This is a genomic window from Arthrobacter sp. B2a2-09, assembly GCF_027587375.1.
Classification (GTDB): domain Bacteria; phylum Actinomycetota; class Actinomycetes; order Actinomycetales; family Micrococcaceae; genus Arthrobacter.
Map to the genome: position 1 here is coordinate 1 of NZ_JAMXIC010000040.1, position 21,468 is coordinate 21,468.

General features: G+C 63.8%; 18 protein-coding genes, 1 tRNA gene and 1 pseudogene. 7 read left to right on the plus strand and 13 right to left on the minus strand.

Translation table 11 applies throughout. The features are described from left to right. Positions 1–460: transposase-like zinc-binding domain-containing protein (locus NFJ07_RS26095; protein WP_442865394.1), on the minus strand; the 460-nt coding region annotated here is incomplete at its 3' end. A 659-nt stretch (positions 461–1,119) separates the two neighbouring features. Between NFJ07_RS26095 and NFJ07_RS24335 the strand changes: the two genes are divergently transcribed. From NFJ07_RS24335 to NFJ07_RS24350, 4 genes and pseudogenes are all read left to right on the plus strand, one after another. After that, the gene (locus tag NFJ07_RS24335) at positions 1,120–1,614 is read left to right on the plus strand and encodes a hypothetical protein (protein WP_269998556.1); all 495 of its coding nucleotides are present in this window, start codon (positions 1,120–1,122) and stop codon (positions 1,612–1,614) included. 73 nt (positions 1,615–1,687) lie between these two features. Beyond that, positions 1,688–2,050 (plus strand): annotated as a pseudogene (locus NFJ07_RS24340) (GNAT family N-acetyltransferase); the annotation flags it as partial. A 57-nt stretch (positions 2,051–2,107) separates the two neighbouring features. Continuing rightward, complete coding sequence (locus NFJ07_RS24345) at positions 2,108–3,526, plus strand: FAD-binding oxidoreductase (protein WP_269998583.1); 1,419 nt, start codon at positions 2,108–2,110, stop codon at positions 3,524–3,526. A gap of 132 nt (positions 3,527–3,658) precedes the next feature. Beyond that, positions 3,659–4,978: an MFS transporter gene (locus tag NFJ07_RS24350; protein WP_269998558.1), complete on the plus strand. Its 1,320-nt coding sequence runs from the start codon at positions 3,659–3,661 to the stop codon at positions 4,976–4,978. 256 nt (positions 4,979–5,234) lie between these two features. On the opposite strand, the gene NFJ07_RS24355 is transcribed toward NFJ07_RS24350, so the two are convergent. The 6 genes from NFJ07_RS24355 to NFJ07_RS24380 all read right to left on the minus strand — a co-directional run bounded on the left by NFJ07_RS24355 (position 5,235) and on the right by NFJ07_RS24380 (position 12,499). Then, positions 5,235–6,464 carry an amidohydrolase family protein gene (locus tag NFJ07_RS24355; protein ID WP_269998559.1) on the minus strand — a complete coding sequence of 410 codons (1,230 nt, stop codon included), beginning with the start codon at positions 6,462–6,464 and terminating at the stop codon, positions 5,235–5,237. Between the two features lie 24 nt (positions 6,465–6,488). Further along, entirely contained in the window at positions 6,489–7,511 is a 1,023-nt protein-coding gene (locus NFJ07_RS24360; protein WP_269998561.1) for an ABC transporter ATP-binding protein, read from the minus strand. Between the two features lie 8 nt (positions 7,512–7,519). Next, entirely contained in the window at positions 7,520–8,587 is a 1,068-nt protein-coding gene (locus tag NFJ07_RS24365; protein ID WP_269998563.1) for an ABC transporter ATP-binding protein, read from the minus strand. Continuing rightward, complete coding sequence (locus tag NFJ07_RS24370) at positions 8,584–9,585, minus strand: ABC transporter permease (protein WP_269998564.1); 1,002 nt, start codon at positions 9,583–9,585, stop codon at positions 8,584–8,586. The genes NFJ07_RS24365 and NFJ07_RS24370 overlap by 4 nt, the downstream gene beginning before the upstream one ends. Positions 9,586–9,687: 102 nt before the next feature. Then, a complete protein-coding gene (locus tag NFJ07_RS24375; RefSeq protein ID WP_269998565.1) occupies positions 9,688–11,412 on the minus strand; it encodes an ABC transporter substrate-binding protein in 1,725 nt (574 codons plus the stop codon). Positions 11,413–11,455: 43 nt separating this feature from the next. Next, on the minus strand, positions 11,456–12,499 hold the full coding sequence (locus NFJ07_RS24380; RefSeq protein WP_269998567.1) for an ABC transporter permease: 1,044 nt from the start codon (positions 12,497–12,499) through the stop codon (positions 11,456–11,458). A 241-nt stretch (positions 12,500–12,740) separates the two neighbouring features. Here NFJ07_RS24380 and NFJ07_RS24385 point away from each other — a divergent pair, with 241 nt between their 5' ends. Continuing rightward, a complete protein-coding gene (locus tag NFJ07_RS24385; RefSeq protein WP_269998568.1) occupies positions 12,741–13,412 on the plus strand; it encodes a GntR family transcriptional regulator in 672 nt (223 codons plus the stop codon). A 5-nt stretch (positions 13,413–13,417) separates the two neighbouring features. Here the strand turns inward: NFJ07_RS24385 and NFJ07_RS24390 are convergent, their stop codons facing one another. From NFJ07_RS24390 to NFJ07_RS24405, 4 genes are all read right to left on the minus strand, one after another. Beyond that, positions 13,418–14,827: a DUF4032 domain-containing protein gene (locus NFJ07_RS24390; protein WP_269998570.1), complete on the minus strand. Its 1,410-nt coding sequence runs from the start codon at positions 14,825–14,827 to the stop codon at positions 13,418–13,420. 84 nt (positions 14,828–14,911) lie between these two features. Continuing rightward, complete coding sequence (locus NFJ07_RS24395) at positions 14,912–15,994, minus strand: ABC transporter ATP-binding protein (RefSeq protein WP_234751365.1); 1,083 nt, start codon at positions 15,992–15,994, stop codon at positions 14,912–14,914. A gap of 195 nt (positions 15,995–16,189) precedes the next feature. After that, on the minus strand, positions 16,190–17,014 hold the full coding sequence (gene otsB / locus NFJ07_RS24400; RefSeq protein ID WP_269998572.1) for a trehalose-phosphatase: 825 nt from the start codon (positions 17,012–17,014) through the stop codon (positions 16,190–16,192). Continuing rightward, on the minus strand, positions 17,004–18,494 hold the full coding sequence (locus NFJ07_RS24405) for an alpha,alpha-trehalose-phosphate synthase (UDP-forming) (protein ID WP_269998574.1): 1,491 nt from the start codon (positions 18,492–18,494) through the stop codon (positions 17,004–17,006). Before NFJ07_RS24405 ends, otsB begins: the two co-directional genes overlap by 11 nt. 180 nt (positions 18,495–18,674) lie before the next feature. Here NFJ07_RS24405 and NFJ07_RS24410 point away from each other — a divergent pair, with 180 nt between their 5' ends. Continuing rightward, positions 18,675–19,553: a DsbA family protein gene (locus tag NFJ07_RS24410; protein WP_269998576.1), complete on the plus strand. Its 879-nt coding sequence runs from the start codon at positions 18,675–18,677 to the stop codon at positions 19,551–19,553. Positions 19,554–19,762: 209 nt separating this feature from the next. After that, a tRNA-Thr gene (locus tag NFJ07_RS24415) sits at positions 19,763–19,836 on the plus strand. 89 nt (positions 19,837–19,925) lie between these two features. Here the strand turns inward: NFJ07_RS24415 and NFJ07_RS24420 are convergent. Both NFJ07_RS24420 and NFJ07_RS24425 read right to left on the minus strand, forming a co-directional pair. Then, entirely contained in the window at positions 19,926–21,140 is a 1,215-nt protein-coding gene (locus NFJ07_RS24420) for a site-specific integrase (protein WP_269998577.1), read from the minus strand. Between the two features lie 25 nt (positions 21,141–21,165). After that, positions 21,166–21,378: a helix-turn-helix domain-containing protein gene (locus NFJ07_RS24425; RefSeq protein ID WP_269998578.1), complete on the minus strand. Its 213-nt coding sequence runs from the start codon at positions 21,376–21,378 to the stop codon at positions 21,166–21,168. Positions 21,379–21,468: the final 90 nt, after the last annotated feature.

A 21,468-nucleotide genomic window follows, 5' to 3' on the forward strand; every position in this document is an offset into this window, starting at 1 on the left:
TGGGAGAGTAGGACACCGCCGGACAACCATTCACGGTCAGGCCCCGACACCACATGTCGGGGCCTGACCCATTTAAACCCCACCTCACATATGTGGCCGTTTCCGGGTTATAGGACAAAACGTGTGTAAATCCCGCGTGTGTCACGTGCGTCCTGCCCAGCCTTTGCGGGCCCAGAGGCCTTCCTCGGCGGTGGCTGTGTTGCCGTATTCCTCGGGTCCGTGTGGGGGCGATATTCCAACACCACGCCGTGAGGCGCCGGAACGACCGGGCCGTACCGAACGAGTCAACCAGCGCTTGGCTGCCGGTACCTAGCAGCCAGCCCAGAAACGCATCCAGCTCCGCACGCCGGCTCACATCCGGGCGTTCACCCGAGCGGCTCGCCCCGCAATCCAGACACCGGTACCGCTGCTTGCCCGCAGCCGTCTTCCCGTTCCGAACCAGCGCCCGACCACAAATCAAACATTCCAGAGATATACAAGCACCCCAGCCACCCTAAGCTTTCAAAGCTTAGCTACCCCCGGAATTTCCCCGCCGCCACTGGGAAGCAGGCACAATCCATACACACGTTTTGTCCTATAACCCCCGTTTCCACCAACGCCCGCTCACCTATGTGGCCGTTTCCACCAACGCCCGCTCACATATGAGCCCAAAATCCCAAACCCTCGCCCACATATCCACGGTTGTGGGCGGACGCCCGCTCACCTATCCACGGTTGTGGGCGGACGCTCGCTCACCTATCCACGGTTGTGGGCGGACGCTCGCTCACATATGTGGCCGTTTCCACCAACGCCCGCTCACATATGCGCCCGTTTCCACCAACGCCCGCTCACCCATGTGCCGGAAATCCCGAACCCCCGCTCACCTATGTGCCGGCCCGGACCAAACCCGCCGGAACCCGGCATAGGTGAGCGAGCGTCCCGCCGGAACCCGGCACAGGTGAGCGAGCGTCACCGGGAAACCCGGCATAAGCGAGCGGGCGTCCGGCCGAAACTCGGCATAAGTGAGCGGGCGTCCCGCCGGAACCCGGCATAGGTGAGCGGGGGTTTGAGTGGGAGCGCGTTGGCTCGGAGGCGGGCGCGTCGCTGGGCGGTAATGGCGGGGCGGTAAAGTTGGTGCACATGGAGAGCCTCTTTAGTCACCTCGCGCCGGACTCCGAACCTCAGCCAGAGCAATCCGGTGAGCTGGATCCCGTAGTGTGCAGGGTCGTCGTGCCTTCGCCGGTGGCGCATGCCTTCATGGGCTTTACCGATCACCCGCATCTCTGGTGGCCGATGGAGGACCACAGTGTCTACGGGGCGGGCTCGCACGTTGAGTTCGAGGAGAATTTGATCCTGGAGACGGCGGACGACGGCCGTACCTCGATATGGGCGACCATCGACGATTGGCAGCCGCCCTTGTCCTTCCATGCGAGTTGGTATCCGGGCAGCACCGCGATGTGGTCCACTGAACTTCGCCTGGCCTTCCGGGCGGTTGACGGGGGTACGGAGGTTCGCCTGGTGCACGACGGCTGGGAAGGCGCCGAACACCCCGCGCAGAGCCGTGCAAACTACGCGGCTGACTGGCCTGGAGTCCTTGAGCGCTATGTCCGATTCATGGGCGGCGGAAGTGAATAGAATCCGTCGCCTCCAAGCGGCTGACTGGCGGTTGCTTCGTGACGTCCGCTTGGAGATGCTGTCGGACACCCCGATGGCCTACGTGGAGAGCCTCGCGGCCGCTCGGCGCCAGACTGACACTCAATGGCAAGAGCGCGCAGCCACGATGTCGAGCGACTCCAGCATCACCCTTGTGGCGGATGACGGTACTGACGGTAGCCGGATCAGTGGACTCATGCGCGTGGTCATCAAGCAGCCACAGGATCCTTCCCAGGCTCTACAAGCCATGCTGATCAGCGTCTACGTTGCACCTGAACACCGGGGCCTGGGCCTGGCTGACCAGTTGTTGGATGAAGCTTGCTCCGTTGCAGGCGCCGAGCTCGGAGCCGGCGTGATCGAATTGGGTGTCCACGAGGACAACGCCCGCGCCAAGGCTTTCTACGCCCGGCATGGATTTGAATACACCGGTGGCAGCCGGCCGTATCCGCAGGACAAAGCCAAGTTGGAAATCGTCATGGCCCGTAGGATTCCGCTCGCAGGACCGACCCAGCAAAGCAAAAGCCCCGGCGGGTTCATCGATGAGCTAGCGGCCGCGCTTACTCCGGGGCAAGTCGCCGTCGACGAACACACGCGCACCACCTATGCGGTAGACCAAGGACCAGTCCTGGACTTGCAGCTGCCCCTGGCCGTGGTGTTTGCCGAATCCGTTGAAGACGTCCAGCACGTGGTGCGCAGCTGCGCCAAGCACGGGGTTCCGATTGTTGCCCGCGGCGCCGGAACCGGGGTTTCCGGTGGCGCCCATGCCAGCCATGGGTGCATCGTGCTCAGCCTGGAACGCATGAACCGCATCCTGCAGCTCAACGCGGATGATGAGACTGCCGTCGTCGAACCTGGCGTGGTGAACGCTGACCTGAACGCCGCCGCGGCTGAACACGGCCTGATGTACGCGCCGGACCCCGCGAGCTACAAAGTGTCCACGATCGGCGGCAATGTGGCCACGAACGCGGGTGGCTTGCGCTGCGCCAAGTATGGCGTGACCCGAGACTCGGTGCTGGCGCTCGACGTCGTCCTGGCCGATGGCTCGCTCGTCCACACAGGGCACCAGACCTTTAAAGGTGTGGCCGGGTACGATCTCACGGCACTGTTTGTGGGTTCCGAGGGCACCCTGGGGATCGTGGTGGGCGTGACGGTGCGCCTGCGCTACCTGCCCCGCGAGGTACAGACAGTGGCGGCCTTCTATCCGGACTTCCGTGGCGCCGCGGCGGGCGTCCTGGCGGTCGGAAAGGCGCGCGTCCAGCCCGCCATCATGGAAATGCTCGACGCCGGAACGCTGGCCCAGCTCGACGAACTGTACGGCTCGGACCTCGGAGAACGTGGCAAGGCGCTGCTGCTGATCCAGACAGACGGTTTCGGGGCGGCTGCGGAGGCGGCGCTGGTGCGGGAGGTTCTCGCGGCCAGCGGCGCCACGGTGACGGCGGAATCGAACGCGGAAGCCGAACGCCTCATCGACATGCGGCGCTCGAGTCGAGGCGACGAAGTGGACAACGAATACCGGGTAGGCGAGGACGTCGCCGTTCCGAGGTCGCGGCTTGTAGACTACGTGGCCGCGCTCGAGGCCATGGCCGTCACCCACGACGTCCAGCTCAAGGTGGTGGCCCATGCTGGCGACGGCAACCTGCACCCCACCTTCTGGGTGGACCGTGTGGACATGGAAGTGGACGCGGATGCCATGTCGCGCCTCAATAGCGCCCTGGACGACTCCATCGATGCCGCGCTGGAGATGGGCGGAACAATCACCGGCGAGCACGGGGTGGGGCAGTACAAGCTGCGCTGGCTCGGCCTTGAGCAGCCCGGGCCCATCCGCGAGTTGCAGCACCGCATCAAAGAGCTTTTCGACCCAGCCGGAATCTTCAACCCCGGTAAAGCCATCTAGGATTTTGGTATCCCAAATTTGATCGTCAAGATCTCGCGTCACACTTGGCCTCCATTCTCACGCCGGTTTACTTTGTCACAAGATACCCATAATCTTATTTGGTATACCAAGTGAGATTCAGGGAGGCAATCAATGGGACAAGCACGCCCGCCGCGCCGCGGTTCTTCCGCGAAGGCCGGTCGGAGGACCGTCTGGGTACTCGTTGCATTGGCGATTGTCTCCATCAACCTCCGTCCGGCCATTACGACGATCGCCGGCACCATGGGGCAGCTGCAGGCAGGATTCGGACTCGACGCGCATTTGCTGCCGCTGCTTGGTGCCCTGCCTGTACTTGCCTTCGGCGTCTCGGCTCCTTGCGGTCCGTGGCTGGCCCGTCGGCTGGGCACCGGCAGGGCCATGGCGGCGGCGCTCCTGGTACTTGCCGCCGCGCTGCTTGTCCGCGTACTCGTGCCCGGACTGTTGCTGCCCGGAACGTTCCTGGCGGGGGCATCCATCATGACCGCCAGTGTGCTCGTGCCACAGATCGTCAAGGCCAACCGCGGTACCGGGTGGTGGACGGGGCTGTGCACCATGGGCTTCGGGCTGGGCGCGGCGCTCGGCGCAGGACTCGTCCAGCCGCTGCAGCAAACGTTCGGCGGAAGCCTCGCCTGGGCACTGGCCGTCTGGGCCGTCCCCGCCTTGCTGGGGGCCGCGCTGATCCACCGCGCCGGTCAAACAGCCCGGCGTCCCGACGGGACCGGCGAAAACAACGGAACCCGCGGACCGGCGTCGGGCGCTGGATTACAGGAGACGACGACGCCGGGCGGCGCCACGGGGGAATCCGGCACCATTCCGCTGCGGAAGCAGCGGACGGCCTGGGCAGTGACCGCCTTCTTCGGGCTGCAAGCAATGCTGTATTTCGCCATTACCTCGTGGCTGGCGGTGTTCCTGGTGTCGAAGGGCCAGACCGCGGCCGACGCTGCCGGGCTCTTGGCCTGGTTCAGCGTCGCAGGACTGCCCGCGAGCCTGCTCGCCCCCGTTCTCGCGGGACGTCGAGCGATCCTGAAGTTTATGGCCCCGGGCTTGGGACTGCTCGTCGCGGCGGCATTGATAGGAGTCTTGACGGCGCCCGCAGCTTTGCAATTCCCGATGGTAGGTCTGTTGGGGATCGTCCAGAGCGCCGGCTTCGGGCTGGGAATGGCGTTGGTCGTCATCCGCTCAGCAGGACCAGAGAGCGCCGGTAGCCTGTCCGCCATGAGCCAGGGCTTGGGCTTCGCGTTGGCCTCCCTGGGTCCCTTGGGCGCGGGATTCCTGCATGAGTGGTCCGGCGGCTGGGACGTTCCCTTCTGGGCCTTGGCTGTGGAAGCGGTGCTGCTCGCGGTTGCCGGTTTCCTCGCGGTGCGCGGGCCCGCCGTGTCGGTGGCGGCCGCCGAGACGGAGCACCGTGGCGAGCCCGCCGCCGTCGGGCGCTAGCCAATGGGGCCAGGGCGCTAGCCAAACCACGCCTGGGCCTCCCGCCCGGCCCATCTGACTTGCAGTAGTTGTCGTTATGAGCCCACATAACGACAACAAATGCTTGGGCCCACGCCGCCAGGGTTCCCTGGCCGAGCTTGCGAGGCGAGGGTGGCGGTGGGGACCAGTTGGGCAGACGCCGCTGTCGCCCTCCGACCCACGCGAACCAAAAAGTGGCCGGTCCCTCCACGAGGGACCGGCCACTTTTTTGGCGGGCTTAGACCAGCTCGAGCTGCTCTGCCACGACCTTGCCACGGTGGATTACCGTACGGTCGGTGCCTCGGTCCATGACGGCGGAGGCAACCGTTTCGCCGTCGAGCAGCAGGAGTTCGGCAGGATCGCCGACCTCGACGCCCGGGCGGTGTGCCGTGCCCTTCAGGCGGGTGGCGGACGGGTCAAGGATGCTGGCGCCGCCTACCGTGGCGATCGCGAGGCAGTGCTCGATGAGCTCGTCCTTGCGGAAGCCGTGGGTGAAAGCGAGCTGCCATGTGCGGTCGAGCATGTCCGTGTTGCCGTAGGGGGACCAGTAGTCGCGCTGGCCGTCCTCGCCCAGGCCCATCCGGACGCCGGCTTCGGCGAGCAGCGGAATGGGCAGCTGGCCCGCCACGCCGGCGGAGCCCGGCGCCACGGACGCCATGGAGATGTCCAGCTCGGCGAAGTCCTCGATGAGGCGGCGCGTGGTGGCCTCGGAGACGCTGCCCAGCTGGTACGCATGGGACATGGTGACCTTGCCCTGCATCCCCAATGCGCGGGTGCGCTCGATTACCAGGTCCGTGCTGAAGACACCGAGCTCGCCGGGCTCGTGGAGGTGGATATCGATGGGGACCTGGTACTTCTCGGCCAGTCCGAAGACGATGTCCAGATGCCGGGCGGGGTCGCGGTCCAGGCTGCAGGGGTCGATGCCGCCCATGACGTTGGCGCCGGCCTTGAGAGCCTGGTCCATGAGGGGTACGGTGCCGTCCTCGAGGAGGAGGCCGGCCTGCGGGAACGCGATGATGTCGACGTCGGCCTGGCCCTTGAACTGCTCCTTGGCGGCCATCACGGCATCGAAACGCTCAAGGCGGCAATCGACGTCGATCTGGGCATACGAACGGACGCGGGTGGTGCCGCGCGCGATCATCCGGCCGAGCGTGTTGTTGACCCGTTCCTGCAGCGGAACCTCGGCGTTGCGCCAGTTCTGCCGATCGTTCATCATCATGGTCCACACGCCCGGACCGCCCGTGTGTTCGCGGAACGGCAGGCCGATGCGGGTGGAGTCCAGGTGCACATGGACATCCGAGAACGACGGCACGAGCAGGCGGCCGCGGCCCTCGACGACGGTGACGTCGCCAGTCGCGGCGGCGCGCGCAGGGTCATGGGGTTCGACGCCGGTGATCTTGCCGTCCGTAATGAGGACGTCGCTCAATGCTTGACCCCAGGGGCGGACGGCGCGAATCAGGGTGTTCAATGTATTGCTCCTTTGATAGTGGATCTATTGCACACCAGCGAGGGCCGCAGAATCCAGACCCGCGTGATGGCAGGCCGGGGCAGCCGCGCTGGCTGGTAGGGGGATGTCGCTGATGCAGCGCTGCTGCTGTTCCACGCCCAAGGTGCCGAACAGGGGACAACGCGTACGGAAGACGCAACCGCTGGGAGGATTGGCCGGCGACGGGAGATCTCCCCGGAGCCGGATCTTTTGTTGCTGGCGGGCTGCCCGGGGATCCGGCAGGGGCACTGCGGACAAGAGCGCTTGCGTGTAGGGATGCCGGGGATCCCGGAACAAGTCCTCTCGTGGCCCTTGTTCCACGATCTTGCCGAGGTACATCACCGCCACCTCATGCGAGATATGGCGGACCACGGAAAGATCGTGCGCGATGAAGATGTATGCCACTCCGGTGTCCCGCTGGATTTCCTGCAGCAAGTTGACCACTTGGGCCTGTACTGAGACATCGAGGGCGGACACGGGTTCGTCGCACACAATCACGGAGGGGTTCAGCGAGATGGCCCGCGCGATTCCCACGCGCTGGCGCTGGCCGCCTGAGAACTCGTGCGGGAAACGGTTGTAGTGCTCGGGCTTGAGGCCCACTTGTTCGAGGAGTTCCTTGACCCGGCTCTTGAGGCCGCCGGCCGGGTTGATCTTTTGCGCGAGCATCGGCGCCGCGATGGCCGTGCCCACGGTTTGCCGCGGATTGAGCGAGGCGAAAGGGTCCTGGAAGATCATTTGGACTTTGCGGCGGAAGTTGTAGAGATCGCGGCCGCCCAACTGGCTGATGTCCACGCCGTCGATCAGGATCCTCCCGCCGGTGGGATCCATGAGCCGAGCAACCATGCGTCCAGTGGTCGACTTGCCGCAGCCGGACTCACCCACGAGCCCCAAAGTCTGGCCGCGCGCGAGACTGAAGGAGACGCCGTCTACCGCTTTGACTGTCTTGGATCCCTTGGGGGAGAACAGCCCGCCCTTGATGGGGAAATGCTTCTGGAGGTTCTCCACCTGGAGAATTGCCTGCGTGTCCATGACGGGTCCTAACGCGTATTCCGAATGGTGACGATCTGTGGGCCTCTCAGGTGGCAGCGCTTGCCATGGCCGTCCTCGACCACGAGCTCCGGCCGCTGGCTCGCGCACACGCCGTCGCCGGCGAGGGCTGCGTATTCGCACCGTGCGCTGAAAATGCAGCCTTTCGGGAGGTCAAGGAGCGACGGCGGCTGGCCCGGAATGGGGTTGAGCCTGCCCGAGGAACTGCTCAGCGTGGGCATCGATTTGAGCAGGCCCAGGGTGTAGGGGTGTTGTGTGTCGTAGAAGATCTCGTCCACGGGGCCGGATTCGACGCACTGCCCGCCGTACATGACCAGCACCGAATCGCAGATTTCGGCCACCACGCCAAGATCGTGGGTGATGAGGATGAGTGCCGAGTTCGTTTCTTCCTGGAGCTCGGACATGAGGTCCAGGATCTGTGCCTGCACGGTGACGTCCAGGGCAGTGGTGGGTTCGTCCGCGATGAGCAGTTCCGGCTCGCAGATCAAGGCCATGGCGATCATGGCGCGCTGGCGCATGCCTCCGGAGAAATGGTGCGGGTATTCGTCGTAGCGCTGCTCGGGGCTGGGAATGCCCACTCTTCCGAGCATGTCGACGGCGGCTGTGCGGGCCTGCTTCTTGCTCGCCTTGTTGTGGACGAGGTAGGCCTCGGCGATCTGGTGACCCACGGTGTAGAAGGGGTGCAGGGCCGAGAGTGGATCCTGGAAGATCATCCCGATGTTCCGGCCGCGAAGCTGCCGCATGCCGGACTCGGGCAGCGTCACGAGGTCCTTCCCCTGGAACAATGCCTGGCCGGTGACGCGGGCGGAGGTCCCCTTGAGGAGTCCCATGAGCGCTTGGCTGGTGACCGACTTTCCGGACCCGGATTCTCCGACGATGCCGAGGGTCTGCCCGCGCTCCAGCGAGAAATCCATCCCGTTGACGGCCGAGACAAGGCCGTCGTCGGTGGGGAACTTCACCGAAAGGTTGCGGACGTCCAGGAACGCGCCGGTTCGAGTGGCCGGCTGCGCGGTTCGCGTGGCTGGCTGACCGGCCGGACTGGGTTGGAGCTGGGTCATTGGAGCCTCACTCGGGGATCGATGGCAGCGTAGGCGAGGTCGACAACGACATTCGCGACGATGACGAAGAAAGCAGCCAGCATGGTGATGGCCATGGTGACGGGGAGGTCGCCGGAAATGGCAGCCCGGACGGCCGTGAAACCGAGCCCCGGGACGGAGAAGATCTGCTCGGTGAGGACCGCGCCGCCGAGAAGGAGTCCAATGTCCATGCCGAGCATGGTCACGACGGGAGTGATACCGGCCCGGACGCCGTGCTTGAACGTCACTGTTCGGGGCGCCAGGCCCTTGGCACGGGCCGTTCGGATGAAGTCCTCGCTGAAGGTCTCGATCATGTTGGTCCGGGTGACCCGGATGTACGCGGCGCTGAAAAGCACCGCGAGGGCGACCCAAGGCAGGAGGTAGTTGAGCACCCAGGCCCACGGGCCCTGCGGACCGAAGGGGCTGTTGATCTCGTTCGTCGTGAAGGGTAGGAGGTGCAGCTGGTTGACGAAAACCAGCAACAGGAACAAGCCGGTGACGGGGATCGGCAGCGAGACACCAACGGACGCGGCGCCGACGATGAACTTGTCCGTGGCGGATCCCTTGCGAAGGGCGGCGAGCAAACCGAGCCCGACGCCGGAAACGGTCCAGAGCACGAGCGCGCCGACCGCCATGGAGAGCGTGTAGGGCAGGGAGCGGGCAATGATGTCCGAGACGTTTTCATTGGTTTGGAACGATTTGCCGAGGCACGGCCACTGGCAGATCGACTCGGCTCCGGGAGCCCCGATCATCCGTGGCGAGACCAAACCGCGCATGTAGTCGATGTACTGGATGAGGAAAGGATGGTCCATGCCAAGGGCCACGCGGGCTTCCGCGACGCGTTCGGGGGTGCACTCCTGGCCGCAAGCGGCGGACGCGGGATCGGCTGGTCCCAGCTGGAAAAGCGTGAAGGTGATGAAGCTGACGGCTACGAGAAGCAGGATCAGGGAGCCTGTCCGGCGAAAGATGAATCTGATCATTGTGCTGGTTGCGGGCCGCCCGGTAATCGCCGGACGGCCCGCCTCCCTTCTGGACTAGCCTGATTGGTGTGGATAGGCCTGGTTGTGTGTATTAGGCACTGGTTAGTGCTCGACGCCGACGATCGAGAGGTCGATCCCGCCGAAGAAGTAGCCCACTTGGGCATTGCGGATGTTGGACCCCACCACACTGTTGGTGTGGCTGCGGATGAGCGGGATGATCGGGTAGGTCTTCAGGGCCTTGCCGAACTCCTCAGACCACTTCTTGCCGAGTTCCTCCGAGGTCCCGGCTGTGTTCCGGAGCTCGAACATGGCCTTCGAGATCTGCGGATCGAAGTAGCGCGAAGTGTTGGAGAAGCCGTAGCTGGTGCCGTCGTTGTTCGGTCCGAGGATGGGATCGGCTGACGTACGCACTGACGCGGGGTCGGCACCGCCGCACCAGCCTGAGCGTGCAATGTCCGGCAGCTGGTCACTGGCCAGGACGGAGTAGTAGTTCGGGGCCGGGATCGGCACGAGCTGGACGTCGATGCCCAAGGCCTTCAGGTTCTGCTGGATCACGGTGCCCGTGTTCTTGTAGGCGTCCCGGTTGTTGGCATACCCGTAGGTGAGGGTTTTGGGGTAGTTCTTGCCTTCGAGGAGCTTCTTGGCTTCCTCAAGCTTCGGCTTGCCGGTGGGGTCGATCTCCAGGTCCTGGGCTACGTAGCCGCGCATCTTGGCGTTGAGCGGGGTCTGGGTGAGTTCGCCGAAGCGACGTCCGCCGTACTGGACCAGGATGGACTGGCGGTCCAGGGCGAGGGCGATTGCCTTGCGGACATCGGGATCGGAGATCTTCTCGGTGTTGAGGCTGAGGACGTCGTTACAGCCGAGCAGGCCCGAAGCAACACGGTCTTTGACCTGGGCATCAGCGAGCTTGGCCGAATCCGAGGTCTGCAGTGCACCGTTGGAGTCCAAGGTGAGGGCATTGGGGTCGGAATTAGCAAGGAGCTGCTGGCTGATGGTGGCCTGCGAAGTGGAGAGTGAGAAGCTGAAGGTGTCCGGAAGTGCCGTGCGGTTGGGGTCGGTGGACGGATCCCAATTCGGGTTGCGGACCAGTTTGAGCGACTTTCCGCGGCTGTACGAATCAACCATGTACGGGCCCGAAGACACGGGGTGGTTGGTGTAGTCCAGCTTGGTGTCCTTGTCCTTCGGGACAGGCGAGGTGTTGGAACGGGAGGCCAAAGCCGGGAATTCGGCGAACGGCTTCTTCAAGTGGAAAACGATGGTGCGTTCGTCGGGCGTTTCAACGGCCTTGAGGTCAGCGGAAGGATCCTTGTACGGCCCTTTGTAGCCACCGGCGTCGAGCGCTGCGTTGAGCTCTTGCGGGGCCTGGGTGTAAACGTCTTGCGCGAAGGTGCGTTCAATGCCGTACTTGACGTCAGCGGAGGTGATGGGGCGGCCGTCTTCGAACTTGACGCCCTTCTGGAGGGTGAAAGTCCAGGTGAGTCCGTCTTTGGACACCTGGCCCGTGTCTGTGGCCAGGTCCGGAACGATGGTGGGCGGCTGGCCGGCCGTCTCCTTCGCCATGGTGAGGTTCCTGTAGTACAGCTGGCCGACGTTGGCTGTCTGGACGTAGTTGCTGTTGCCCGGGTCCAGGGTTTGGAAGTCCGAGGACATCAGCACGTTGATGTTGCCGCCCTTGGTGGTGAAACCGGGCTTGACCACTTCGGGGGCCTGCTCGGTGCTCGAAGCGCCTGACGCGGCAGTTCCGGGCTGGTTTTGTCCCGCCGCGCAGCCTGTAGCAGCGGTGGCGATCAGCACGGCAAGGGCCAGCGCTCTGGTGGGGGTATTCATTGTGCTCCTCATAGGGGTGGGTGAAACGGAGGTTGAAGGGGGATTAGTGGCGTGACGCCTTGGGGTCCAGGGCATCGCGCACGGCGTCACCGAGCAGGTTGAACGCCAGGACAGTGACGATGAGCATGGCGCCGGGTACGGCCAGGAACCAGGGATCGCTGAGGTACCAATTGCCGGATTGGGCGGCGTTGAGCATCTGGCCCCACGACGGCGTGGGGTCCTTGACGCCGACGCCGAGAAAGGACAGTGCGGCTTCGGCGGAGATATTCGTGGGGATGAGCATGGTGGCGTAGACCAGTACGACGCCCATGACGTTGGGAATGATCTGCCGGAACAACACGCTCAGGTGCGAGGCGCCGAAGGATCGCGCAGCCTCGACGAACTCGCGCTCGCGGAGGCTCAGCACCTGGCCGCGGACAATGCGGGCGAGATATGCCCAGCCGAAGAAGCCCAGGATGATCACGAGCGAAGCCATGGGGAGGAAGCTGCCTTGGCCCAGCGGGGTGTCCCGCAGCCGTGACTGCAGGATGGGTGTCAGCGAAAGGACCAGCAAGAGATGCGGGAAGGCAAGGAACAGATCCATGATCCGGCTGATGATGGCGTCCGTTTTGCCACCGAAGTAGCCCGCGGCTGCACCGATCACGGTTCCCAGGACCACCGATACCGCAGTGGACAGCAAAGCAATGGTGAGGGATACCTGGCCGCCGTAGGCGAGGCGTGCAAACAGGTCACGGCCCAGGCCGGGTTCCACGCCCAGCCAGTGGCTGGCCGAGGGGTACATGTATCCGGGGAGCGGCAAACCGGGAGTCTGGAGGTCGTCAAGGACGTCGGGGCTGGTGTTGGACGTGAAGGGATCGTTGCCGGACATAGCACTGAGCAGCGGGCCGAGGATGGCGAACAACATGATGGCCACCACTACGCAGAGGCTCAACAAGGCAATCTTGCTCCGGCGGATCCGCAACCAGGCCGTGGCCAGGAGCGACCGTGCCTCGGCGGTGGGTCTATTCGGGGACGTACTGGGGGATGGACTCGCAGCAGTTGGTTCGACGGTGGACTGTAGCTGGGTCAACGGGGGTGCTCGATTCATGATCCAAGGAGTAAGCTCCGGACTTTTTGTATACCAAAAATAGACTAGAGCACGTTGGATGGGATGTAAATCACAAATATTGCACTATCTGGAATACCAAACAGCTAGAGTTTGTGAAACCAGCCACTCTTGAAAGGAATCGTGTTGGCATGCACCACGACGACGGCCGAAGAGCCGTTTCCGCCCGTGTATGCTCGGGTGGAATGCAAGACGATGGGGAATGGAAGGGTGGCCGAAGCCGATGCCCGAAACGCTGACTGGCCGCGACGACGAAGCCCGGGCCGAACAGGTCTACCAGCTGGTGCTTGAGGGAATCGTGGCGGGGAGATACGAGCAGGGCGCGCGGCTGCGCGAACGGGAGCTCTCAGAGCACTACAACGTTTCACGAATCCCCGTGCGGGAAGCCATCCAGCGCCTTGAGCAGGACGGCTTCGTGGAAACCTTCCCCCGCCGGGGCGCCGTGGTGCGCCAATTGACGCTCACCGACGTCAATGAACTCTTCGACGTGCGGCTCTGCCTGGAAACGTTCGCCGCCCGCATGGCGGCCGTCCGCGTCGCGGCGGGCGAACCGGGCGGCCGCCTGCAGGAACTCCTCGACGACACGAGGCAAGCGATCGACGACGGCCGGACCGACGACGTCGTACGCCTCAGTGCGGCGTTCCACGCCGAAATCGTCCGGCTCTCCGGCAACCGGCTGCTCATCGAATCGGTCAAACCGCTGTTTGGCCGCATGCGCTGGATCTTCGGGCTCGCCCACAACCGCAGCAACGAGCTCCAGCGCGACGAGCACATGGAACTGTGCAACGCCATCCTCGGCGGCAAGGCCGATCTCGCTTACACCCTGGCGTACTCCCACATCGAGCTGGGGCGCGAACCCGTGCTTACGGGACTCGCGGAGACGCTGGAGCCTTAAAGGCCCTAGTCGTCCGAATCCGGGTATTCGTCCTCGTCATACCGGGATTCCTCGGTTTCAGCTTCCAGGATCTTGAGCAGAGCCGTATCCGGATTGAGCATGATGGCGGCCTCGTCACGCCGGTGGCGCAGCACGGTGTCCAAATAGGACTGCACGGCTTCAGCCAAGGGGATGTGGCTGTCCTGCTTCTGGCTCATGTACCAGCGGTGTTCGAGGACTTCGTGGACCACTTCCGCCGGCTCAAGCTTGCCTGCGAGGTCGCGCGGGATGGACCGGACGATGGGCTCGAAGATCTGGCTGACCCAGGTGTGGGCACTGATTTCTTCGTCCATGTCCGGGTTGTTGTCCGCCCGGAACGAATCCATGTCATTGAGCAGCCGGCGGGCCTGGTTCTCCTGGGCATCCAGGCCAGTGAGGCGGAGCAGCCGACGCTGGTGGTGGCCTGCGTCGACGACCTTGGGCTGAAGCTGGATAGTGGAGCCGTCCGCGGTGGTCTTGATGGCATATTCCTCGACGTCGAAGCCGAGTTCGTTGAGCCGGCGGATGCGCGCTCCCACCCGCCAGCGTTCGCCGAGCTCAAACGATTCCTTTTCGGTGAGTTCGGCCCATAGCCGCCGGTACGAGTCCATGATGAGCTCCGACGTCGCTACCGGATCCACCTTCTCCTCGATCAGGCCGCCTTCGAGCAGGTCCATGAGTTCCCCGGCGATGTTGACGCGGGCGATCTCCAGATCGTACTCGCGCTGACCCACCGATAGATCGGGATACAGCTCGCCGGTTTCGGCGTCCACCAGGTACGCGGCGAACGCACCGGCGTCGCGGCGGAACAAGGTGTTGGACAAGGAAACGTCGCCCCAATAGAAACCGATCAGGTGCAGGCGCACGAGCAGCAGCGCTTGGGCGTCGATAAGCCTTGTCAGGGTGTCCCGGCGCAGCATCTGGGAGAAGAGCGCCCGGTACGGCATGGAGAACTTGAGGTGCCGGGTGACGAGCACAGGGTTCAGGGGCTTGCCGTCAATAGTGGTGCGGCCGGTGATGACCGCAACCGGCTCGACGCAAGGCACATCCATCCGCGCCAGCTTGCGGAGCATGTGGTACTCGTGCCGGGCAACGTGCTCGGACGTTTCCTTGATGGCGATGACGGAACCGGCCAGATGGGCGAAACGCACGATGTGCCGGGAGATACCGCGGGGCAGGGCAGCCAGGTTGGCGGCAGGCCAGTCTTCGAGCGCGATGTGCCACGGCAGGTCCAGCAGCTCAGGATCCGCGGCCGCGGCCGTGATGTTGAGGGATCCGATGACGCTCGCCGGCGGGGTGGCGTCATTGGCACTGGCGGCCTCGGTGCGCGGAAGTTTGCCGATCTGCGCGTAGTCGGTGGGTTCGTCATGCCACTTGGCACCGCTTTGCTCGCTCATGGGATCAATTCTTCCGTATGGAGGCTGCTGTTAACGACGACGGCGGCCCGTCCACTCGGAAGGGCCGCCGTCGGTAGTGCTGTGTTAGTCGCCCAGGCGCAGGCCCGACTTGGTGTCGAACAAGTGCACGTGGCCCGACTGCGGACGAACGAAGATGGACTCGCCCTTCATCGGGGGGCGGCGGCCGTCGACGCGGGCCACGATGTCGTGGCTCTTGCCATCAAGCGTGGTGTGGCCGTAGACGTAGGCGTCGGCGCCGAGCTCTTCGACGACGTCAACCTCAACCTCGAGGCCTTCGCCGGCACCAACGGTCTCGAGGTCTTCCGGACGGGAACCGAGCGTGACGGTCTTGCCGTGTGCCTCTTCGAGGACATCGTGCGGTACCGGGTAAACCGTGCCACCGAACTGGACGCCGCCGTCGACGACGGGCAGTTCCAGCAGGTTCATGGCGGGGGAGCCGATGAAGCCGGCAACGAAGACGTTCTTCGGGCGGTCGTACAGGTTGCGCGGGGTGTCTACCTGCTGCAGCAGGCCATCCTTGAGAACGGCAACGCGGTCACCCATGGTCATGGCCTCGACCTGGTCGTGGGTCACGTAGACCGTGGTGACGCCGAGGCGGCGGGTCAGGGACGCGATCTGCGTACGGGTCTGGACACGGAGCTTGGCGTCCAGGTTGGAAAGAGGCTCATCCATGAGGAAGACCTGCGGGTTACGCACGATAGCGCGGCCCATGGCAACGCGCTGACGCTGGCCACCAGAGAGCGCCTTCGGCTTGCGGTCCAGGTAGAGCTCGAGGTCAAGAAGCTTGGCCGCTTCGCGGACACGCTCGGCGCGCTCTTCCTTGGAGACGCCGGCGATCTTGAGTGCGAAGCCCATGTTGTCCGCAACCGTCATGTGCGGGTACAGGGCGTAGTTCTGGAAGACCATCGCGATGTCGCGATCCTTCGGCGGGACGTCCGTGACGTCGCGGTCACCGATCAGGATACGGCCGGAGTTCACATCCTCGAGGCCTGCGAGCATGCGCAGGGAGGTGGACTTACCGCAACCGGAGGGTCCAACGAGGACCAGGAATTCGCCATCGGCGATGTCGATGTTGAGCTTATCGACGGCGGGCTTATCTGTGCCCGGGTACAGACGCGTAGCGTTATCAAAAGTAACTGTAGCCACAGTTATCAATCCCTTCACCGGCAGGTACGTGCCGGACGATCCGTTGTGAATGGTTCATGTTTATTAAGTTGGACTCCCCGCCCCGGGCTGGAGCCCAGGCAGGGGAGTTCGAGTGACACCGCACGGTAGTTGTGCGTCACATCACAAGCAAGAGTATGGCAGCAGTGCAGGTTATTCGCCCAAATGTTACGAACGTCACATGTGAGATGAGTCTCCCGAGACTTCGCGGCGACGTTCGCGAAGGACCGCCTCCAGGAGTTCGGCGACGTGGACAGGGGCCTCGACGCGGAACTCGGCCTGGGTGAAGTCCAGCCCGACCTTCACCCCGACGTCACCCGTGCCAAGCCTGGCGATCGCGTCCTCATCAGTGACATCGTCGCCCGCAAAAAGGATCCCGGTAGCCGAGGTGGCCTGGCGCAGGAACTCGACAGCCTCGCCTTTCGAGGAATGCACCACCGAGGTCTCGAGGACCCGCTTGCCGTTCTTGAGGAAGACTCCCGGTCGGCCTTCAAGCACCGTCCGCGCGGCCGCGACAGCGTCCTCCGCTACGTCATCGGCGGCACGCCGGGTGTGGAGTACGACGCCGGCGGGTTTGTCTTCGAGGACTGTCCCCGGAGCTTCCTGCGAGATTCCGGCCAAGACCTCGCGGACTTCGGCAAGGAGCTCCCTTTGGGCGTCGTCGAGCTGGAGTACCGCCGAACCGGGGCCCATCCAGGCCTCTGCACCATGGCTACCTATCAGCAACGTGGCCTCGGGAGGAGAGGCGACCGCCCGCAGGCTGGCCAGTGCCCGCCCGGAGATGAGCGCCGTCGTCGTCCTCGGAAGTTTGGCGAGTTCAGCGAAAGCGGCGGCTGACCGCTGGAGCGGGCGCGCGGCGTCGGCGTGGTCCACGATCGGGGAGATGGTGCCGTCAAAGTCCATGGCCACCAAGAGGTGATCGGTTCCCGCGATCCTGCGGACGGCGTCGAGCAACTCGGGCGGCAGGCTCAGCGGGGGAGTGGAAGCTGTCTCAGGAGTCATCGCGCACCACGATTTCTGCTAGGGCCGAGAGGAATTCGGCTGACCAATGATCGACGTCGTGGTCGAGGATTTGCTTGCGCATGGACTTCATCCGGCGGCGGGATTCGCTCTGGGGCAGGTGCACGGCCCTCATGATGGTGTTCTTGAGTCCGTCGATGTCGTGCGGATTCATGAGGAGTGCTTGCTTGAGTTGATCAGCCGCGCCAGTGAATTCACTGAGGACCAAGGCGCCCGTGTTGTTGGTCCGGGCTGTGACATATTCCTTGGCCACGAGGTTCATGCCGTCGCGCAAGGCCGTCACGAGCATGACGTCGGCCGCGAGGTACAACGCCACCATCTCTTCGATCGGGTAGCTGTGGTGGAGGTAGCGGACGGCGGTGTTCTGCATCGTGTCGTAGCTGCCGTTGATGTGGCCCACGGTGCCTTCAATTTCCTCACGTAGGAGCCTGTACTGCCGCACGCGCTCGCGGCTGGGGCTCGCCACCTGGATCAGTGTGGCGTCCTCCACCCTGAGCCGGCCTTCTTTGAGGAGTTCCTCGAAGGCCTTTAAACGGTGGGGGATGCCCTTGGTGTAGTCGAGGCGGTCCACGCCCAGGAGGATTGTCTTGGGGTTTCCGAGGTCCTGGCGGATCTGCCGGGCACGTTCGACGATGTCAGGGCGCTCGGCGAGCTCACTGATCTGATCCACTGCGATGGAGATCGGAAAGGCCTGAGCGCGTGCAATATGGGTGATCTGGCCATCTGGCCCCTTGACGTGGATCTGCTGCTGTTTAACACTCGCGCCAATGAAGCGGCGCGCCGAGCGCATGAAGTTTGCCGCGTCACTGGGGCGCTGGAAACCCACCAGGTCAGCGCCGAGAAGGCCTTCGATGATGGCCTGGCGCCACGGCAGCTGGGCGAAGATCTCCGGCGGCGGGAACGGGATGTGGTTGAAGAAACCGATCCGCAGGTCCGGACGCGCTCGGCGGAGCATGCTCGGCACGAGCTGGAGTTGGTAGTCCTGCACCCACACGGTGGCTCCCTGGTCCGCGAATTGGATGACGGCGTCGGCGAACCGCTGGTTGACCCGGCGGTAGCTGTCCCACCATGTTCGGTGGAACTCCGGCGGGGCAATGACGTCGTGGTAGAGCGGCCAGAGGGTCGCGTTGGAGAACCCTTCGTAATAGAGCTCAACATCGTCCGTGCTGAGTTCCACGGGAACCAGGTCCATGCCGCCGTGGCTGAATGGCTCCAACGCTTCGTCCGGGGCGCCGTGCCAGCCCACCCACGCGCCGTCGGCCTTGGTCATCATCGGCGCGAGGGCAGTCACCAGGCCGCCGGGAGAGCGGCGCCAACCTTCCTCGCTGCTTTCCCCGTCATCGCCGGGGAAACGGTCTACCGGAAGGCGGTTGGAGACCACCATGAAATCGTGTTTCCGGGCCTTTGGAGCCTGTTTGCCTTCGGGCGCGCTATCGATTTTATCGCTTGCCGGTTCTTGCATTGCTGCCCCCTGGGGTTGCCTGTGACTCATCTCCCACCCTACCGGCGGGAATCATCAAGGACACTTGCTCGTTCCTCAGACTGGAGTCGAAGACCCCAGCAAAGCTGCCAGTCTTCTCCCGTAAACTGGCCCCGTTGCCATAGCTAAGAACCAACGCCGTCGATCAATCACGAGGAACTGATGAGCCCCGCAAACGAACCACGCCTGTCCAAGGCAGAGCGCACCGCCCAGGCCCGCGAAAAGGCCCGCGAGATCCGCGAAGCTCAGCTGAAGAAAGACAAGCGCAACAAGTTGCTCATCGGATGGGGCATTGTGGTTGCCGTCGTGGCGATCCTCGCGGTCATTGCCCTCGTGGTCACCCAGAACATTGCGAACAACGCACCGATCGCCGATCAGGGCCCGACGCCGGCCAACGCCAACGTGCACGGCGGCGTGACGCTGCTGAAGGGCACCGATGTGACGAAGGTGGCCGCCGGCACCGTTAGCCTCGCGTCCCTTCCGGCGGCCCCGGCCACCGCGCCCGCTACCGTGACCGCTCCGGGCGCTGCGGCTGAAGCTGGAAAGCCGGTCAAGGTTGTGGCCTACATCGACTTCATCTGCCCCATCTGCAAGAACTTCGAGACCACGTACAGCCAGCAGCTGACCCAGTTGCGCAACGACGGCAAGATCACCTTGGAGTACCGTCCGTTCGGCTTCCTGGACGCCAGCTCTACTACCAACTACTCCTCCCGCGCCGCCAACGCTGCCGCGTGCGTGGCAAACACTTCGCCGGACAAGTACTCGGCACTCGTAGACCTGCTGTACGCACAGCAGCCCGCCGAGGGCAGTGCAGGCATTTCGGACAACGACCTCAAGAAGTTGGCCACCCAAGCGGGATCGGCCAACATTGACTCCTGCATCGACAACAAGACCTACAGGCCGTTCATCAAGGTGGTCACCCAGGAGGCCAAAAATATCGGGATTTCCGGCACGCCCACGGTCTTCATCGACGGCCAGCAATGGGACAACAAGACGGACTTCATGACCCTCCTGAACGCAGCTATCGCCGCGAAGAAGTAGTTCTCTCGGCCTAGGCCTCCCGTTTGCGGGGGCGGGGGCTGTGCGCCGTCGCCCGCTGTTGGACGGCGGTGTCGGCGCTGGGCCTCGCGGAATTTCCGTGGGCGGGAGGTCTTGGGCTACCCTTATCTAGCGCTCGCGCGCACTAGCTCCGGTTCGCCGGGCATCAGTCCCGGTCAGCCGGGGCAACCAGCTCCGGTTCGCCGGAGCGCGCCTCCTTAGCTCAGTTGGCCAGAGCACCGCTCTTGTAAAGCGGGGGTCGTCGGTTCGAATCCGACAGGGGGCTCTTAGTTTGGTTCTGACCTGCAGGTATGTTGATTCTGGTCAGAGCCATTTGAACTTTTTCGATCCGGACTCACCTTTAACTCACCTTAATCAGATTTGGAGACCGGTCTTGCCAGGCGCTCCTGGTCCCCCGTTGGCTGCGTCGAAGGCGCCGAGCACAGCCCGTGTGTCGATCGCTTCTTTGTATTCCTCGACGTAGTGCTTCCGGGTCATTGACACCTTGGAGTGCCCTGCCTGGTAGGCGGCCGTTTCGGCGCCCATGGTCCGTGCGATGAGAGTCGCGTTGGCCTTGCGGAACGTTTTGAACGTCACCCACGAGTATCCGATTTCGTCTGCCGCTTTGCGCCAGGTCTTGCCGACATTGTTCGGATCGCACACCGTTCCTGTGGATGAGGGAAAGACCAGGTCCAAGGGATTCCCAGTGGCGTTGCTGCGTTGCCTGTGCTGTCGCCTTCGAAGCGACTCGGCGAGATTTGGCGGTATGGTCACGTAGCGGAATCCGTGCTCGGATTTTGGGTGGTCTTGAATGGTGACTCCCCCGGTGGAAGTACGGATGACTGTGGCGTGGACATGGACGGTCGGCGGGTCTGCCTCGAGGTCGACATCAGCCCAGGACAGTGCGAAGAGTTCGCCTGGGCGTAGGCCTGTGGTGATGAGGACGTCGGCGATTTGGTGGAGTTCCTGGGACCTCGTGCGGCCAAGCACCGATCCCTGTTCCCAGGCAATGAGCTTGGTCCTCAGATCCAGAAACTGTTCCGGATCCAGAGCTTGAGGCTTTGCCGCCCGACTTCTCGGGATAGAGATTCCTAGGACCGGATTGATGCTCACAGCGTCGTGGCGCAGCGCGATTTTGAACATCGACGACAACACGGCCCCGCAAGTGCGGGCCGTAGCCGGGCCGGCCGCGTCGACAACATTTCGAATGAAGTGATCCACGACGCCTGGCGTGGTCTCTCCAATGCGGACAGAGCCGATTCCAGGCAGAATGTACTTCTTGACGCTGAATGCGTACTTGTCTTTGGTCCGCGATGCCTTGTCCGAGCGTTGCAGCTCTGCGAGGTAGACCTCTGAGAGGTCGCGGATCTGGTCTGTTGCGCTGATGAGGGCGTTGCCTTGGGTCTGCCTTTTTTGCAGTTTGATTTGGAGATTTCGCCGTGCCGCGGCGGCGGATGGTCCGCGGGCTTCGATTTTTCGCGTTTGCCCGTCGAAGTCCCGGTATCTGGCCCGTGCACGCCAGCTTCTTGCTGTTGCCCGGTCAGTGCGAATGAGACCCCATGTTCCGAGGGGCAGTGGGTACCTGCTCATTTATCGCGTGCAGGTTTTGGGCCGGTTACGGCTCTGCGTGCAGCGACAGCCAGGCAACGAAGTCGCTTTGCCTGATTCGCAGGTGCCTGCCGATGCGGTATGCGTGTGGCCCGACGTGCTTGGCTCGCCACTGGTAGAAGGTCTGTTCGGGGATCTGTAGCTGTGCGCAGATCTCCTTCGGGGTTAGCCACTGTTGGTCAACCTCGACGGGCTGGTTGCGATTTGGCGTCGTCGTCATTGGAGTCTCCGTGGTCTTGGTCACCTGACATACGGTCAGGCTCTGTTCCCACTTCATGGGGGACAAAGGTGCAGACGGCATGACCGTGCG